Source organism: Rhodopseudomonas parapalustris (assembly GCF_053772255.1).
Map to the genome: position 1 here is coordinate 24,005 of NZ_JAMKBZ010000021.1, position 16,770 is coordinate 40,774.

Consider the following 16,770-nt stretch of genomic DNA (forward strand, 5'->3'; position numbering starts at 1 on the left):
GTCAGTTCACCCGATCCTGGCCGGCATAGGGATCCGGAATCCCGAGCCGGGCGAGAATGACGCGCTCGGCGTCTTCCATTTCGTCGGCCTCCTGGTCGGTTTCGTGATCGTAGCCGACGAGATGCAGGAAGCCGTGCACGGCGAGGTGACTGAGATGATGATCGAACGGCTTACCCTCGTCGTCGGCCTCGCGACGGACGGTCTGGTACGCGATCGCGATGTCGCCGAGCGCGCGCGGCGCGCCGTCCCCCTGCACGTCCGGCTGCGTGGCCGGAAACGACAGCACGTTGGTCGGCTTGTCCTTGCCGCGGAACGAGGCGTTGAGCTGCTGGATGTGATCGTCGTCGGTGAGCATCACGGCCAGTTCGGCGGCGCCGGTGTCTGCATCGATGACTTCGGCGGCCGTCTCGATGGCGCGTAGCACGATCGCTTCGGCGGCGGCTTCGGCCTGCCAGCAATCGGCTTCGATAACGACTTCGGTGAAAGGCTGATTGGAGCGGGTCATTGGAGCAAAGCTAATATCCGGGGGCATCGCGCTGCAATCGGGTCGGCGCCCAGGGCGCGGCTGCGACATCACGACTTACCATTCGCCGTCGGCGGCGATCCTTCATAGGCGGCGACGATCCGCGCCACCAATTCGTGACGGATCACGTCCTCAGCTCTGAATTGCACCTGTGCGATCCCCTCGACCCCGGACAAGAGCCGCACGGCCTCGGAGAGGCCGGAGGTCTGGCCGTTCGGCAAGTCGACCTGACTGGGATCGCCGGTGATAATCATCCGGCTGTTCTCACCAAGCCTGGTGAGAAACATTTTCATCTGCATCGACGTGGTATTCTGCGCTTCGTCGAGAATAATCGCCGCGTTGGTCAGCGTCCGTCCGCGCATGAACGCCAGCGGTGCGATCTCGATCTCGCCGGATTGCAGGGCACGTTCGACGATCCGCGCATCCATCAGGTCGTACAGCGCGTCGTAGATCGGTCGCAAGTAAGGGTCGACCTTTTCGCGCAAGTCGCCGGGCAGAAAGCCGAGCCGTTCGCCGGCTTCGACCGCTGGCCGGGACAGGATGATGCGGTCGACTTCCTTGCGCTCGAACAGTTGCGCCGCATGCGCCACCGCCAGCCAGGTCTTGCCGGTGCCGGCCGGGCCGACGCCGAACACCAGCTCGTGCCGCTTGAGCGCACGGATGTAGGAATCCTGCGCCGCAGTGCGCGCGCGAACCGGCCGCTTGCGCAAATTGATCGCTTCGAACGCGGCCGCGGACGGCTGCTTGGTGTCGAACTCGAACAACGAACCTTGCGCGATCACGGCGCGGATTGCACCTTCGACGTCGCCCTGGACCAGGTCGTGCCCCGACATCGCCTGCGCATAGAGCGTTTCGAGCACGCGCCTGGCCGCGTCGCAGCCCTCCCGCGAGCCGCCGATGGTGATGTTGTTGCCGCGTGAGTCCACCACCACGTTGAGCCTGCGCTCGATCTGAGCGAGGTTCTGACCGTAGGGGCCGACCAGGGAGGAGGCGGCGCGGTTGTCGTCGAAATCGATTACGACCTGGGTTTCGGGCGGGTTCAAACTGTCGCGATCTGGTTTGCGGCGGGAAACGAACGAAGACGATTCCGGTGCGCTTTTGACCAAGGGGGCTCAGGCTCCAGTGGGGGCCATCGCATCGGCCGGCCGGGCAGTTGCCGATACGAGTTCGCCGAGCAGGCTGTAGCGTTCGAGGCTGTCGACGCGGACGGGTAGCACCTGTCCGATGATGCTGTCCGGCGCCATCACATGGGCCGGCTGCAGATAAGTGGTGCGGCCGACGATCTGGCCCGGCTTGCGGCCGGCGCGCTCGAACAGAACCTCGACGGTCCGCCCGATCGCAGCCTGGTTGAAGGCCGATTGCTGCTGGTCGATCAATTGCTGGAGCCGCTCCAACCGCTCGTCCATGACCGCTGCAGGCACCATCTCCGCCATCTCCGCCGCGGGCGTGCCGGGTCGCGGCGAGTATTTGAACGAATACGCCCCAGCGTAGCCGATTTGTGCGACAAGCGCGAGGGTTGCGGAGAAGTCGCGTTCGCTTTCACCGGGGAAGCCGACGATGAAGTCCGAGGAGAACGCGATTCCATCCGCGGCGCTGCGGAACCGGTCGATCACCCGGCGATAATCGTCGGCGGTGTGCTTGCGATTCATCGCCGCCAGGATCCGGTCCGAGCCCGATTGCACCGGCAGATGTACGAACGGCATCAGCGCCGGCAGATCGCGGTGCGCGGCCAAGAGATCGTCGTCGACATCGTTCGGATGGCTGGTGGAATAACGCAGCCGAACGATACCGGGGATCTCGGCCAGCCGTCGCACCAGGCGGCCGAGCTGCCAGGCGCGGCCGTCCGGTCCCTCGCCGTGATAGGCATTGACGTTCTGACCGATCAGCGTGACCTCGCGGACCCCATTCTCGGCAAGCCGCTTGACGTCCTCGACGATCGCCGCGACCGGGCGCGACATCTCGGCGCCGCGGGTATAGGGCACCACGCAGAAGGTGCAGAATTTGTCGCAGCCTTCCTGGACCGTCACGAACGCGGAGATCCCGCGGGCGCGGATCGCATCCGGCGCCGGCTGCGGCAACACGCCGAATTTGTCGTCGATCGGGAACTCGGTTTCCAGGGCTCGGCCGTCGCGGTCCGCCCGCGCCAGTAATTGCGGCAGGTTGTGATAGCTCTGCGGTCCGACCACGACGTCGACGACCGGTGCGCGGCGGATGATTTCCTCGCCCTCGGCCTGCGCCACGCATCCGGCGACCGCGATCTGCATCCGCCGGCCATGGCTGGCGGCCTCGTCGCGCGCGACCCGCAGCCGGCCGAGCTCGGAATAGACCTTCTCGGACGCCTTCTCGCGGATGTGGCAAGTGTTGAGGATCACCAGATCGGCGTCATCCACGTTCGCGGTCTCGACGAAGCCTTCCGGTGCCAATGCGTCCACCATGCGCTGGGCATCGTAGACATTCATCTGACAGCCGTATGACTTGATGTGCAGCTTACGCGGCGGAGACATTGCGTGTGGGGGCCCGGAACAAAAACGCGCGTTTTCCAGCGCGTTGCCGTCACTTATAGCTGAAACCGGGCGAAATCCAGCCGCGACCGCCGATTTGCCGCTGGCGGCGTCCCGCGTGGCTAAATTTCGTCAATGATCTTCGTGAGTTGGCGCATATCGGCAAAGCTGCGATCGGCTCCTGCGGAGAGCAGCGCCGCGGCCGTGGCGCCGGTGCAATGGCTGCCGCCGCCAAAGCCGAGCACGGTCATTCCGGCCGCTTTCGCGCCCAATACGCCCGGCACGCTGTCCTCGATCACCACACAGCGCTCCGCGGCGGCCCCATTTGTGCCGCTGCGTACAGAAACAGGTCCGGCGCCGGCTTGCCGTGCACCACCTGCTCGGCCGAGAACAGATGCGGCGCGAACCGCGCATGCAGGCCCGCCTGCGTCAGCGCCACCCGAATCCGATCCAAGGTGCCGCTCGAAGCGACGCAGAACGGCAATGTCAGTGCGTCGAGCGCCTCGGTCACGTAGGGGATCGGCTGCAACGTCTCAGTGAAGGCACGGAGCAGTTCGTCGAGCAGATGCGTTTCGAGGTCGTCGGCGAAGCGGCGGCCGATCTCGGCCTCGATCTCGCGCCGCGCCTCGCGTCCCGAACGGCCGAGAAACCGGGCTGCAACCTGTTCGGTGGCGATCGGATAGCCGTAGCGCGTCAGTGTCTCGGCGTGGACCCGGCAGGAAATCACCTCGCTGTCGACCAGCACGCCGTCGCAGTCGAAGATGACGAGGTCGAAAGACACGCGTGGGACCTGCCGCAAGCTAAACTAACAACGCCGCGAGCTGCGCAGCTCGCGGCGGATCGGCAGCGAAGGAAATGCGCTGCGGGCTCAGGATTTGTCGTCTTCCAGCGGCACGCAATACAGTTCGAGCCGGTGATCGACCAGCTTGTAGCCGAGTTTGCGTGCGATCTCGGCCTGCAGCTTCTCGATCTCTTCGTTGGTGAACTCGATCACCTTGCCGTCGCGCAGGTTGATCAGATGGTCGTGATGGCTGTCGCGCATCTGTTCGTAGCGCGCACGTCCTTCACGAAAATCGTGACGTTCGATGATGCCAGCATCCTCGAACAGCTTCACCGTTCGGTACACCGTGGAGATCGAGATCTTGTCATCGATCGCGACGCAGCGGGTATAGAGTTCCTCGACGTCGGGATGATCCTGCGACTCCGCGAGGACGCGTGCGATGACGCGGCGCTGCTCCGTCATGCGCATGCCGGTGGCGGCACAGCGCGCTTCGATTTCGGTTGCCTTGGGTTCGGACATCGGCGTCAACGCATGTGATTGTGAATGATATCTTAGACAGTGTTCTGCCACCGCGCAGCGGTCAGGACAAGTCGCGACGCATTATCAATGCGTTCAATTGCTCCCCATTGGGCTGCCGGTAATAGCGCTCGCGCCGCCCGACCACCTGAAAGCCGGTACGATCGTAGAGTCGGCGCGCCGGCTGATTATTCTCCTCTACTTCGAGAAACACCGTGGCGACGCCGCGGCCGGCCAGGTGACCGAGGTGAGTGAGCAGCATTTCGCGAGACAGACCGCGACCGCGATATGACGCTGTGATGGCGATCGACAGGATCTCGGCTTCGTCCGCGCCGATTCGTGAGGCGACGAAGCCGATGATTCGCCGCCCGACCCGCAGGCGGTGCACCAGCGTATTGCGCTCGCTCAAAAGGTCGGCGAATTCCTGCTCGTCCCAGCCGCGATGAAACGACGCGGAGTGCAGTTCAGCGAGCTTCGGCGCGTCGCGCAGCGTCGCCGTTTCGACCACTGCGTCGGCGTAACCCCAGAACTCGGCCAGCCAAGTCATCATCGATGGCACACTTCGCGGCGCGTCATGCGGCGGGCTGCGCCGATTGAGCGATCGGATCAATCTTGGGGGTGGCGTCGGGCGGACGCAGATAGAACGGCTTGGCGGGTGCGGATTCCGGCGTTGCGGCTGCGCCGAGCCAGGCGAGCCAACCGATATCGGGAGCGGGGCGCTGATCGACCGCGAGCGGAGGCGGGGTCAGCGCCGGCCATCGATCTGCCAGGAGCTCCGCCGCATTGCCGACCACGCGCGGCGCGCCGTAACGCGCAGCTTCCAGCGCTTCGGCAATCGGCGCGACCCGCGGGCGCACGATCATCGTGCCGTTGCCGGCGACGAGCTGGTAGTAGACGTGGTCGTGACGGGCGTCGATCACCGACAGAATCGGGGTGTCGTCGGTCTCGCTCACGAGCGGCGCCGCGAAAGCCGACAGCGTCGTCAGTCCGACGACCGGCTTGGCTGCGGCGAGCGCAATGCCGCGCGCAGCCGACAGGCCGACCCGGAGCCCCGTGAAACTACCAGGTCCGGTGGTCACTGCGATGCGGTCGATATCGAGGAAACCGATCCCGGACGCGTTCATCACCCGGCCGAGCAGCGGCATCAGCGCCTCGGCATGGCCGCGCTTCATCGCCTGCGATTCGCCGGCGAGCAGTCGATTGGCTTCGGTGTCCAGCACCGCGGCTGCGCAGGCGTCGAGAGCGGTGTCGATGGCGAGGATCAGCATCCGGCTAACATATCAGCAATGCGACAGTTGCGTCATGTCCTGCCGGATCGATCGACAATTATTGGGACGTGAGGCATGGCGCGCTGCACCATGCCTGTTTGGCGTGCCTGCCTGTTGCTGCAGCAGTCGCCCGTCAGGTCACCGGGCGTACCTCGACCACTTCGGGCACGAAGTGCTTGAGCAGATTCTGGATGCCGTGCTGCAACGTCGCGGTCGAAGACGGGCAGCCGGCGCAGGCGCCGCGCATGTTCAGATAGACGATGCCGTCCTTGAAGCCGCGGAAGGTGATGTCGCCGCCGTCGTTGGCGACGGCCGGACGGACCCGCGTTTCGATTAGATCCTTGATGATCTCGACCGTCTCGGCGTCATCATCGGCGTAGAACTCGTCGTCGTCGCCATCCTCACCGTCCGACTGGCCGTCCGCCAGGATCGGCGCGCCCGACATGAAGTGCTCCATGATGGCGCCGAGGATTGCCGGCTTGAGATGTTGCCACTCGCCTTTGTCCTTGGTGACGGTCACGAAGTCGGTGCCGTAGAACACGCCGCTGACGCCGTCGATGTCGAACAGCCGCGCCGCGAGGGGCGAACGCGCCGCCTGGGCCGCATCGGTGAATTCCAGCGTTCCGCTGTCGAGCACGCTCCGGCCGGGAATGAACTTCAACGTGGCCGGATTGGGGGTCGGTTCGGTCTGAATGAACATCGAATGTCTCCGTCGTCGCCGGTTCAAGGCCGGTGCGTGGGTTTCTCCTAGCAAATAGCGCTCGGGAAAGCACGGTCAACCCGCGGGCTCTCCCCGAGGTTGCAGAAAGTCGCTGATCAGGCTCACATTTTCCAGGAATTCAGGCGTCAGGCTAGTGCGTCGATGTCGTCGTCGGTCAGGCTCGATGCGACGATCATCACCGGCACAGGAAAAGTGCCGAGATGGCGTACCATCGAGGTGACGATGGGGCCGGGCCCATCCGGCCCGTCGTCCGCCGCCAGCACCAGCATGACGATGTCGACGTCCTGCTCGATCACCTTGCGGACCTGCGCAATGGTGTCGCCCTCGCGGATCACCCGCTCCGGCGTGATCCCGGCGACGCCGTTGGCGCGGCCCGAGGCGCGATCGAGCGCGAGCTCGGCGGTTTCGATAGCTTCGGCACGCATCACCTCGGCGACCCCGAGCCATTGCTGGTTCTTGTCGAGAATCTCGATCACCCGCAGCATCACGACGCTGCCGCCGACCCGCACCGCCCAGCGGCTGCCGTAATACACCGCGCGGTCCCATTCGGCGGTGTCGTCGACGATCACCAGACACTTCGGCTTGTGGCCGGATTCATAGCTCCGTCGCTGGCTGCTCATGGTGTCCCCCACGATTCCCGAGCGCCCGCCCGGGGAACGATGCGATGCTGCCATGGCGGCAGCGGGAAGGACAAGGGCAGGGGCATCATGGTGAGGAGCGCAGCGAAGCTGCGCGTCACGAACCATGGCGATACAAGCTCGTCCTTCGAGACGCCTGGCTACGCCGGGCTCCTCAGAGCCCGGCTGGAAATGCGGGCAACAAGCTCAGGGGCTTTTGTAAGTCGTTCAATTGACGATTAGTTTCGTCATGGCCGGGCTTGTCCCGGCCATCCACGCCTTTCTTGCTGCGTTCGCTGCAAGGCGTGGATGCCCGGCACGAGGCCGGGAATGACGGGTTGAAACGAAAGCGCTGTCATTGCACGCATTTCCAGTCGGGCTTTCAGGACGAGGGGGCCGAATCTCAGCCCTTCTTCCGCACCATGCCCACGATGTCTTTGACCGCCTGCATGGTTTCGGCGGCGATCGCGCGGGCGCGGTCGCTGCCGTCGGCCAGCACGGCATCGACATAAGCGTGGTCGGCAGAGAGCCGCTTCATTTCGCCGGAGATCGGCGACAGCTTGGCGACGGCGAGATCGACCAGGTTCGACTTGAACGAAGAGAACTGCGCACCGCCGAACTCGGTCAGCACGTCGGCCTTCGGTTTGCCGGAGAGCGCCGCGTAGATGCCGACCAGATTGTCAGCCTCGGGGCGGCTTTCCAGACCCTTCTCCTCGCCGGGCAGCGGTTCCGGATCGGTTTTGGCCTTCTTGATCTTCTGCGCGATCGCGTCGGCATCGTCGGTCAGGTTGATGCGCGAGTAATCGGACGGATCCGACTTCGACATCTTCTTGGTGCCGTCGCGCAGGCTCATCACCCGGGTCGCTGGGCCGGTGATCACCGGCTCGGGCAACGGGAAGTAAGCATCGCCAAAGCCCTGCGCCGCGATCGAGGCTCCGAAGTCGTTGTTGAACTTCTGGGCGATGTCGCGGGTCAGCTCGACATGCTGCTTCTGATCCTCGCCGACCGGAACATGGGTGGCGCGATATACCAGAATGTCGGCCGCCATCAGCACCGGATAGTCGTAGAGCCCCACCGAGACGTTCTCGCGATCCTTGCCGGCCTTCTCCTTGAACTGGGTCATGCGGTTCAGCCAGCCGAGCCGCGCGATGCAGTTCAGCACCCAAGCCAGTTCCGAATGTTCGGCGACCTGACTCTGGTTGAAGATGATCTGCTTCTTCGGGTCGATGCCGGCCGCGATGAACGCCGCCGTCACTTCGCGGATGTTCTTGCGCAGCTCGTCCGGTCCGCCCCACACCGTCACCGGGACGGTGATGGCGTGCAGATCGACGACGCAATAGACGCAATTGTGCGTCTCCTGCATCTTCACGAAGTTCACGATCGCGCCGAGGTAATTGCCGAGATGCAGATTGCCGGTCGGCTGGATGCCGGAAAATACCCGCTGCGTGATGGCCATGATCGTGATTCCCGCGCTTGGTCTGGAAAAGGCGCCGTGAAGTGGCACAGCTCCGCTAGTCGCGCAAGCTGCACGGCCGCCGCAGCGCGCGGAGCGCCGCATTTGGCCGGACCACGCCGAACAGGATCAACGCTGCCGCATAGACCGTCAGGCCCCCCGCAATCAGCACGCCGATCGCCGCGGCTTGGACCAAAGTGGAGTCTGCCGCCGCCAGCGGGTGCAGCAGGTCGGCCGTCAGCCACAGCAGGCCGCCCATCGCGCCGGCCGCGATCATGATCAGCACCAGACGGCTCCGCGCCGACGCATCGATGGTGACGCCGAAGCGTTGCACGCCGCGCGCCAGCAGCAGAGCTGCGTTGCTCCAGGCACCGAGGCTGATCGCAGCCGCAACTCCCGCAGCCCCAAATAGCCGTCCGAGCAGAACGGCTGCTGCAAGCGCGACCGCGACCGCGATCAGCGTCGCCATCAGCGGCGTGCGGGTGTCTTCGCGGGCGAAGAAGGCCGCCGACCAGTTCTTGGCCAGCACCTGTGCCGGCAGGCCGACCGCCAGTAAGGCCAGCGCCTGAGCGGTTGCGGCGGAGTCCGCGGCACTGAACGCGCCGTGCTCGAACAACAGCCGCACGATCGGTTCGGCCAGTACGATCAGTCCGAAAGTCGCAGGCAGCGCCACACCGATCGCCAGTTCCAGCCCGCGGGAAGCGGCTTCCGACAGCGCAGCGTCGTCGCCGCCCCGCACCGCGCGCGCCAGTTCCGGCACCAGCACCGCGCCCATCGCCACGCCGACGATGCCGAGCGGCAGCTCGATCAGCCGGTTGGCGAAATACAGCCAAGACACCGCCGCCGGCTGGGCCGAGGCGATGATCGCGCCGGCGACGATCAGGAGCTGCGGCCCGGAATTGGCGATCATGCCCGGAATCGCCTTGGCGAAGAACGTTCGCATCGCGGCGTCGAAGCCGGCGCGCAGCGGCGTCGCCAGCCGCTCGCCGCGCCCGTTCACCGCCAGGATCGAGAGCTGCAACAGCCCGGCGACGCCGACGGTGCCCGACAGGATCAGTGCCGCGGTGGTCGCATCATCGTGGTCCAGCAGCAGGACCGTCGTGACGACGATCAGCGAGACGTTGAACAGTAGCGGCGAGAACGCCGTGAGACCGACTTTGCCCTGCGCGTTGAACAGTCCCATCATCACCGCGACCGGACCGGCGAAGGCCAGATACGGCAGCATCAGCCGGGCATCGCGCGTCGCCATCAGTAGCGCCGGCTGGCCGACGAAGCCCGGCGCCAGCACCGCGATCAGCAGCGGCATGAACACGCCGAGCAGGATCGCCAGCAGCAGCGTCGCCAGCGCAATAGTTCCGAGCAGGCGCCCCGCGAATGCGGCGGCTGCGGTGGGACCATTGTGTTCGCGCACTTTCAGCCAGGCCGGCACCAGCGCGGCATTGAGCGCGCCTTCGGTCAGCAGTCGCCGCGTCACGTTGACGAGCTGAAACGCCAGAAGGAACGCATCCGCCACCACGCCGGCGCCAAGCAGTGCCGCGACGAGTGCGTCGCGAACGAATCCTAATAAGCGTGACGACAGCGTTCCGGCGGAGACGGTGAGCAGCGGGCGAAGCATGAGCCGGGTTATAGCCCGGTTGCGCGCTCAAGCGCCTGGGCCGATGGGCTTTTGATCCATTTGGTAAAGAGGGGCCAGACCACCCGCTGCTTCGTCGATGGGGCTGATGCCGCGGGCAGACCCCGAGGTCACCGCTGTCCGGGCCGGTTCGCTTGCCGCTGCCGACCCGAACATGATAGGCCGGCTCGCCTTTCGCGCGGCCGGCGATGCACCGGCCCGACCCGCACAATCGCGGGATTTTTGTCGTTTCTCCCCCGCTATGGATCGAATTCGATGAGCTCAGCCCAATACGACGTCCTCGCCATCGGCAATGCGATCTTCGACGTGCTGGTCCGCACCGAAGAGGACTTTCTGGTCAAGCACGGCATGGCCAAGGGCGGCATGGCGCTGATCGACGAAGCCCGTGCTGCGGCGATCTACGCCGACATGGGGCAGGCCACCGAAATGTCCGGCGGCTCGGCCGCCAATACCATCGTCGGCCTGGCCTCGTTCGGTGCCCGCACCGCCTATCTCGGCAAGGTCAAGGACGACCAGATCGGCAAGCTGTACAGCCACGACATCCGCGCCGCGGGAGTCACCTTCGACACCAAGCCGGCGACGGACGGCCCGGCGACCGGCTGTTCCTACATTTTGGTGACGCCGGACGGCCAGCGCACCATGAACACTTACCTCGGCGCCGCGCAGGATCTGTCGCCGGCCGATATCGACGAGGCCAAGATCGCCGCCTCGGCGATCACTTATCTCGAAGGTTATCTGTGGGATCCGCCGCAGGCCAAGGAAGCGTTCCTGAAGGCTTCGAAGATCGCCCACGGTGCCGGCCGCAAGGTGGCGCTGACGCTGTCGGATGCGTTCTGCGTCGACCGCTACCGCAGCGAATTCCTTGAGCTGATGCGCTCCAAGACCGTCGACCTGATCTTCGCCAACGAGGCCGAGCTGCACTCGCTGTACCAGACCTCGGATTTCGATGCGGCGCTGACTCTGCTGGCTCAGGACGTCGCGCTCGGCGTCGTCACTCGCAGCGAAAAGGGCTGCGCGGTGGTCGACAAGGAAGGCGTGACTTTGGTGCCGGCGACCGCGATCGATCAACTGGTCGACACCACCGGCGCCGGCGACCTGTTCGCGGCCGGCTTCCTGTTCGGCCTGGTCCGTAATCTCGGCTACGAGAACGCCGGCCGCCTCGGCGCACTGGCGGCAGCCGAAGTGATCCAGCACATCGGCGCCCGCCCGCAGGTTTCGCTGAAGGAATTGGCGCAGCAGCGCGGGCTGGCGGTGTAGGTCGAGGCGACACAGCGGGCCTTTGAACCCCCACCTCTCTTTTGTCATTCCGGGGCGCGAGCGCAGGTCGCGAGCCCGGAATCCATAACCCCTGTTTGTTGTTAGTTCTGCAAAGTGCCGGCACCACGGTGCCTCACCGAGAGTCCAGGGAGTATGGATTCCGGGCTCGCGCTCCGCGCGCCCCGGAATGACGAACGAGACATCATCGAGCTAACTACGCCGTCTTCGCCGCCTTCAGGCCAAGCTTGGCCTCGACTTTCTCGCGCATGATGAACTTCTGGATCTTGCCGGTGACCGTCATCGGGAATTCGTCGACGAACTCGATGTAGCGCGGGATCTTGTTGTGGGCGATCTGGCCCTGGCAGAACGCGCGGACGTCGTCGGCGCTCAGGGTTTCGCCGGGGCGCGGGCGGACCCAGGCGCACAGTTCTTCGCCGTAGCGATCATCGGCGACGCCGAAGATCTGGACGTCCTGGATCTTCGGATGACGATACAGGAATTCCTCGATCTCGCGCGGATACAGGTTCTCGCCGCCACGGATCACCATGTCCTTGATGCGGCCGACGATGTTGCAGAAGCCTTCCTCGTCGATCACCGCAAGATCGCCGGTGTGCATCCAGCCGGCGTCGTCGAGCACGTCGGCGGTCTTTTCCGCCTCGTCCCAGTAGCCGAGCATGACGCTGTAGCCGCGGGTGCAAAGTTCGCCGCGGGTGCCACGCGGCACGATGCGGCCTTCGAGATCGATGACTTTCACTTCGACATGCGGGTGAATGCGACCGACCGTCGAGACACGCCGCTCTTCCGGATCGTCGACCGCGCTCTGGAAACTGACCGGGCTGGTCTCGGTCATGCCATAGGCGATCGTCACTTCGCGCATGTTCATCTGATCGTTGACGCGGCGCATCACTTCGACCGGGCACGGCGCGCCGGCCATGATGCCGGTGCGCAGCGACGACAAATCGAAGCCGGCGAATTCCGGATGATCGAGTTCGGCGATGAACATCGTCGGCACGCCATACAGCGCGGTGCACTTCTCGATCGATGCCGTCTGCAGCGTCACCAGCGGATCGAAGCCTTCGCCCGGGTACACCATCGTGGCGCCGGAGGTCACCGAGGCGAGATTGCCCATCACCATGCCGAAGCAGTGATACAGCGGCACCGGGATGCAGATGCGATCCTGCTCGGTCAGCTTCATCGCGCGGCCGACGAAGTAACCGTTGTTGAGGATGTTGTGATGCGTCAGCGTCACGCCCTTGGGCGAACCGGTGGTGCCGCTGGTGAATTGAATGTTGACCGCATCATCGAACTGCAGCTCGCTTGCGAAGGCGGCGATCTGATCGCGGTGCCGCGCGCCGCCCATGGCCGCGACTTCGTCGAATGCGATCGTGCCCGGCGCTTTCGGTCCGCCGATCTGGATCACGGTCCGCAGCTTCGGCAGTTTGGCAGACTGCAGCGCGCCGGGCGGCGAGGTCGCCAGCTCCGGGATCAGCGTGTTGAGCATCTCCATGTAGTGCGAGGTCTTGAACGCGGTGGCGGTCACCAGCGCGGCGCAGCCGACCTTGGCGAGCGCGAATTCCAGTTCGCTCAACCGGTAAGCCGGATTGATGGTGACCAGGATCAGTCCGGCCTTGGCGGCGGCGAACTGCGTCAGCGTCCATTCCGGCCGGTTCATCGACCAGATGCCGATGCGGGCGCCGCGTTCCAACCCGAGCGCCAGAAAGCCGGCCGCCAGCGCGTCGACCCGCGCGGCAAAGTCGCGCCACGTCCAACGGGTGTCATGGCTGGGGGAGACCAGCGCTTCGCGATCCGGCCACAGCTCCGCCGCGCGGTCGAGAGCCTGGCCGATGGTGATTCCAAGTAGCGGCGCGTCGGAGACGCCGCAGACATAGCTGGGGGTCGAGCTGGTCACGATCCTTGGTCCTCGCCTTAGCGCCCGGCCGATCTGGAGTGCCGGGTCGTCATCGTCTGGGCTTTTCGCCTCTTTCACGAAGCATAGCGCCGCCGGCGAGGCATTGCGACCCCGCCGGCGGCGCGAGAGCCTGTCAGGCCGCCTGCTGTCCGGCGGCGAGGCCGGCATAGACATCGCGCTCGAACGCAGCGAACGCTTCCAAGCACTTGGCGTCGGCGAACGGCAACACCTGCATCAGGATCACGCCGCAGACGTCACGGGCCGGATCGATCCAGAAATAGGTGTTGGCGAGGCCGGCCCAGGCGAGACTGTTGGGGCTGCGGCCTTCCGGGGTCGTCTCGGTGTTGATCAGGAAGCTGAGGCCCCACTTCTTGGTCATGCTGGGATAGAGGTCGACGTCGTTGGTGGCGAAGGCGATTGCCGAATTCAATTTGGTGACGTTGAGATCGCCGATATGATTCTGGCCCATCAGGGCCACCGTCTCGGGCTTCAGCACCTGATTGCCGCCGGCGCGGCCGTTGTTGAGGATCATCTGGGTGAACTTGAGATAATCCGCCGCGGTGCCGTACAGGCCGCCGCCACCCATGTGGAATTCCGGCTCCTGTGCGACCTCGAACGGGATCGGCGACAGCGAGCCGTCCTCGCCGCGGGCGTGCACCGCCACCAGCCGCTGGCGCTGAGCGTCGCTGATCTTGAAGCCGGTGTCGGTCATGCCGAGCGGTGCGAAGATGTTGTCGCGCAAGTAATCGTCGAGCTTGACGCCGCTCGCCGCTTCCACCGCCTTGCCGGCGAAGTCGATGTTGATGCCGTATTCCCAGCGTGTCCCAGGATCGGAGGTGAGCGGCGTCTTCAGCGCGGCTTCCTGGCAGCCGATGATGCCGGGGATGCCGTGCCGCTCCATGTACTTCACCATGTCGGCATTCCACATGTCGTAGCAGAAGCCGGCGGTGTGGGTGAGCAAGCGGCGCAGCGTGATCGGCGTCTTGGCGGGGCGCGTCTTTGGCGTACCGTCGGCGTCGAAGCCGTCGAGCACCAAAGGCTCGGCGAGGTCGGGCAGGACCTTGCCGATCGGCTCGTCCAGCGACAATTTGCCCTGTTCGACGAGCTGCATCGCGGCAGCGGCGGTGATCGCCTTGGTCATCGATGCGATCCAGAACACGCTGTCGGCCGTCATCGCCTGCGGCTTCGACAGATCGCGCTTGCCGAACGCGCCCTGGTATAACGTCTCCTGCGAATTGCCGGCGATCGCCACGACGCCGGGGATAGCGCCGCTCTCGCTCATCTGCCGCAAGCTCTGATCGATCTGATTATTGCTCTGCATTGTTGCCCTCCCTTTCTGTTTGGCAGTCTTTTGAAAGCGGCCGGATTGTTCACCGGCCGATCTCGCCCGGCAAGCGGCAAGGCGGGGCGGCGACAAAGTCTCGCATTTGTGGGCGGCCGCGACCGCGGGCGCGCGCCGGGAACGAACGGGAGTGCATGGCGTTCACAAAGTCGCCGCAGTGTTGAACCTCGCGGCGTCCGCCATCGTCCAACTCAACGTTACGAAGCCCCCGCCCGGAGCACCGAGATGATCCCGACCTGGAGTGACTGGAAGCGCTATCCGCAGCCCGGCCGCGGCGGGAACATCGAGGCGCCGATCAGTCCCGGGATCTATGAAGTGCGCTATGCGCAGACCGGTGCGCTGTACGGGTTCGAGGCGGTCGACAATCTCGCCGTCGCGCTGGCGCAGCTTTCGGCCAAATCGGGCCGAATCGGGTCGTGGTTCGGTCGGCGCGGGGTGCAGCCGTTCCCGGAGCTCGAATATCGCGTCTGCGCCACCACGTCCCGGGCCCATGCCCGCACCGCTGCCGAGCGCATGATCAATCTGCGCAGCACCTGGATCGCTGGCGCTGCCTAGCCGTTGTGCGGGGCGCCTGATGGCGCATACGGGCCTTCGCAAGGGCGAAGCTGCTTGACGACGCGGCGCATGATAGTGGCCCGGCCCTGTGCTCGGAGCGATCTCCTCCTATATTAACCGGCGACAGGGGCCATCGCGGTCCCGCCTGCGATTCACCAGCCACGCCGGAGCCTTCGATGTCCCCCACCGCCGCCGCCCGCACTGCCGCTCAATCCGCATCGCTGCGCGATCGTCTGAACGACCCGTCCTTGCTGCGTGAGCAGTGCTACATCGACGGTGGCTGGACCGGCGGCGGGTCGATTGCCGTCACCAATCCGGCGACGGGCGGCGAAATCGGCCGCATTCCGAGCCTCGGCGCTGCTGAAGCGACCGCGGCGATCGAAGCCGCCGAACGCGCGTTTCCGGCCTGGGCCAAGTTCACCGCCAAGCAGCGCTCCAACATCTTACGTAAATGGTTCGAGCTGATCGTCGCCAATCGCGAGGATCTGGCGCTGATTCTCACCAGCGAACAGGGCAAGCCGCTCACGGAAGCGCTCGGCGAGGTCGATATCGGCGCCGCCTATATCGAGTTCTTCGCCGAGGAGGCGCGGCGCGTCTATGGCGAAACCATTCCGACCCAGCGCCCCGACGCGCGGCTGATCGCCATCAAGCAGCCGATCGGCGTCTGCGCCGCGATCACGCCGTGGAATTTTCCGAACTCGATGATCACCCGCAAGGTGTCGCCGGCACTGGCGGCGGGCTGCACCGTGGTGCTGAAACCGGCCGAAGAGACGCCGTTCTCGGCGCTGGCGCTGGCGGCGCTGGCCGAGAAGGCCGGCATCCCGAAAGGCGTGTTCAACATCGTCACCGGCGATGCGCCGCCGATCGGCAAGGTGTTCTGCGAGCATCCGGCGGTGCGGTTCGTCGGCTTCACCGGTTCCACCGAGGTCGGCAAGATCCTCTACAAGCAGTCCGCCGCCGGGGTGAAGAAGCTCGGTCTCGAGCTCGGCGGTAACGCGCCGTTCATCGTGTTCGACGATGCCGACATCGACGCCGCGGTCGACGGCGCGATGGTGTCGAAATATCGCAACATGGGTCAGACCTGCGTCTGCGCCAATCGGCTCTACGTCCAGGACGGCGTCTATGACGCCTTCGTCGAGAAGCTCGCCGCCAAGGTCAAGGCGATGAAGGTCGGCAACGGCACCGAGCAGGGCGTGACCCAAGGGCCGCTGATCAACGATGCCGCGGTCGAGAAGACCGAGCGGCACATTGCGGACGCGCTGGCGCACGGCGCCAAGGTGATCACCGGCGGCAAGCGCCACACGCTCGGCGGCACCTTCTTCGAGCCGACCGTACTGGCCGATGTGCGGCCCGACGCGCTGGTGGCGCACGAAGAAACCTTCGGCCCGCTGGCGCCGGTGTTCCGCTTCAAGGACGAAGCCGAAGTCATCAAGCTCGCCAACGCCTCGCCCTTCGGCCTCGCCAGCTACTTCTATGCCCGCGACCTCGGCCGCGTCTGGCGAGTCGCGGAGGCGCTGGAGAGCGGCATGGTCGGCGTCAACACCGGCCTGATCACCACCGAGGTCGCTCCGTTTGGCGGCGTCAAGGAATCCGGCCTCGGCCGCGAAGGCTCACATCACGGCATCGAAGAATATGTCGAGATCAAATACGTGATGATGGCGGGGATCTGAGGCGCACCGGTTGATGCGGCCGGC

At 65.3% G+C, this 16,770-nt stretch carries 15 protein-coding genes and 1 pseudogene; 3 read left to right on the forward strand and 13 right to left on the reverse strand.

The genetic code is table 11. The features are described from left to right. Position 1: 1 nt before the first annotated feature. The 11 genes and pseudogenes from ybeY to murJ form a co-directional block, all read right to left on the reverse strand. The gene (ybeY, locus tag M9H71_RS17655) at positions 2-505 is read right to left on the reverse strand and encodes an rRNA maturation RNase YbeY (protein WP_455406256.1); all 504 of its coding nucleotides are present in this window, start codon (positions 503-505) and stop codon (positions 2-4) included. A gap of 68 nt (positions 506-573) precedes the next feature. After that, positions 574-1,629 carry a PhoH family protein gene (locus M9H71_RS17660; RefSeq protein WP_455406257.1) on the reverse strand — a complete coding sequence of 352 codons (1,056 nt, stop codon included), beginning with the start codon at positions 1,627-1,629 and terminating at the stop codon, positions 574-576. Positions 1,630-1,635: 6 nt separating this feature from the next. Beyond that, complete coding sequence (gene miaB / locus M9H71_RS17665; protein WP_455406258.1) at positions 1,636-3,027, reverse strand: tRNA (N6-isopentenyl adenosine(37)-C2)-methylthiotransferase MiaB; 1,392 nt, start codon at positions 3,025-3,027, stop codon at positions 1,636-1,638. A 119-nt stretch (positions 3,028-3,146) separates the two neighbouring features. Beyond that, positions 3,147-3,805 (reverse strand): annotated as a pseudogene (locus M9H71_RS17670) (HAD family hydrolase). A gap of 87 nt (positions 3,806-3,892) precedes the next feature. Continuing rightward, positions 3,893-4,324 carry a Fur family transcriptional regulator gene (locus M9H71_RS17675; RefSeq protein ID WP_164603632.1) on the reverse strand — a complete coding sequence of 144 codons (432 nt, stop codon included), beginning with the start codon at positions 4,322-4,324 and terminating at the stop codon, positions 3,893-3,895. 61 nt (positions 4,325-4,385) lie between these two features. Next, the gene (gene rimI, locus M9H71_RS17680) at positions 4,386-4,871 is read right to left on the reverse strand and encodes a ribosomal protein S18-alanine N-acetyltransferase (RefSeq protein WP_455406259.1); all 486 of its coding nucleotides are present in this window, start codon (positions 4,869-4,871) and stop codon (positions 4,386-4,388) included. 22 nt (positions 4,872-4,893) lie between these two features. Next, on the reverse strand, positions 4,894-5,589 hold the full coding sequence (gene tsaB, locus M9H71_RS17685) for a tRNA (adenosine(37)-N6)-threonylcarbamoyltransferase complex dimerization subunit type 1 TsaB (RefSeq protein WP_455406260.1): 696 nt from the start codon (positions 5,587-5,589) through the stop codon (positions 4,894-4,896). 133 nt (positions 5,590-5,722) lie between these two features. Then, entirely contained in the window at positions 5,723-6,289 is a 567-nt protein-coding gene (locus M9H71_RS17690; RefSeq protein WP_455406261.1) for a NifU family protein, read from the reverse strand. A gap of 146 nt (positions 6,290-6,435) precedes the next feature. Further along, positions 6,436-6,930, reverse strand: a complete 495-nt coding sequence (locus M9H71_RS17695) for a universal stress protein (protein WP_455406262.1) — start codon at positions 6,928-6,930, stop codon at positions 6,436-6,438. A 400-nt stretch (positions 6,931-7,330) separates the two neighbouring features. Continuing rightward, positions 7,331-8,383 carry a tryptophan--tRNA ligase gene (gene trpS, locus M9H71_RS17700; RefSeq protein ID WP_455406263.1) on the reverse strand — a complete coding sequence of 351 codons (1,053 nt, stop codon included), beginning with the start codon at positions 8,381-8,383 and terminating at the stop codon, positions 7,331-7,333. A 55-nt stretch (positions 8,384-8,438) separates the two neighbouring features. Next, complete coding sequence (gene murJ / locus M9H71_RS17705) at positions 8,439-9,995, reverse strand: murein biosynthesis integral membrane protein MurJ (RefSeq protein ID WP_455406264.1); 1,557 nt, start codon at positions 9,993-9,995, stop codon at positions 8,439-8,441. 273 nt (positions 9,996-10,268) lie between these two features. On the opposite strand from murJ, the gene M9H71_RS17710 reads away from it, so the two are divergent. Then, positions 10,269-11,270: an adenosine kinase gene (locus M9H71_RS17710; protein WP_455406265.1), complete on the forward strand. Its 1,002-nt coding sequence runs from the start codon at positions 10,269-10,271 to the stop codon at positions 11,268-11,270. 214 nt (positions 11,271-11,484) lie between these two features. Here M9H71_RS17710 and M9H71_RS17715 read toward each other — a convergent pair whose 3' ends face one another. After that, positions 11,485-13,179 carry an AMP-binding protein gene (locus M9H71_RS17715; RefSeq protein WP_455406266.1) on the reverse strand — a complete coding sequence of 565 codons (1,695 nt, stop codon included), beginning with the start codon at positions 13,177-13,179 and terminating at the stop codon, positions 11,485-11,487. Between the two features lie 133 nt (positions 13,180-13,312). After that, a complete protein-coding gene (locus M9H71_RS17720) occupies positions 13,313-14,500 on the reverse strand; it encodes a serine hydrolase domain-containing protein (RefSeq protein WP_455406267.1) in 1,188 nt (395 codons plus the stop codon). 246 nt (positions 14,501-14,746) lie between these two features. Between M9H71_RS17720 and M9H71_RS17725 the strand changes: the two genes are divergently transcribed. Together M9H71_RS17725 and M9H71_RS17730 are read left to right on the forward strand one after the other, a co-directional pair. Next, a complete protein-coding gene (locus M9H71_RS17725; RefSeq protein WP_164603606.1) occupies positions 14,747-15,076 on the forward strand; it encodes a hypothetical protein in 330 nt (109 codons plus the stop codon). Between the two features lie 176 nt (positions 15,077-15,252). Next, positions 15,253-16,746 carry an NAD-dependent succinate-semialdehyde dehydrogenase gene (locus M9H71_RS17730; protein ID WP_455406268.1) on the forward strand — a complete coding sequence of 498 codons (1,494 nt, stop codon included), beginning with the start codon at positions 15,253-15,255 and terminating at the stop codon, positions 16,744-16,746. Positions 16,747-16,770: the final 24 nt, after the last annotated feature.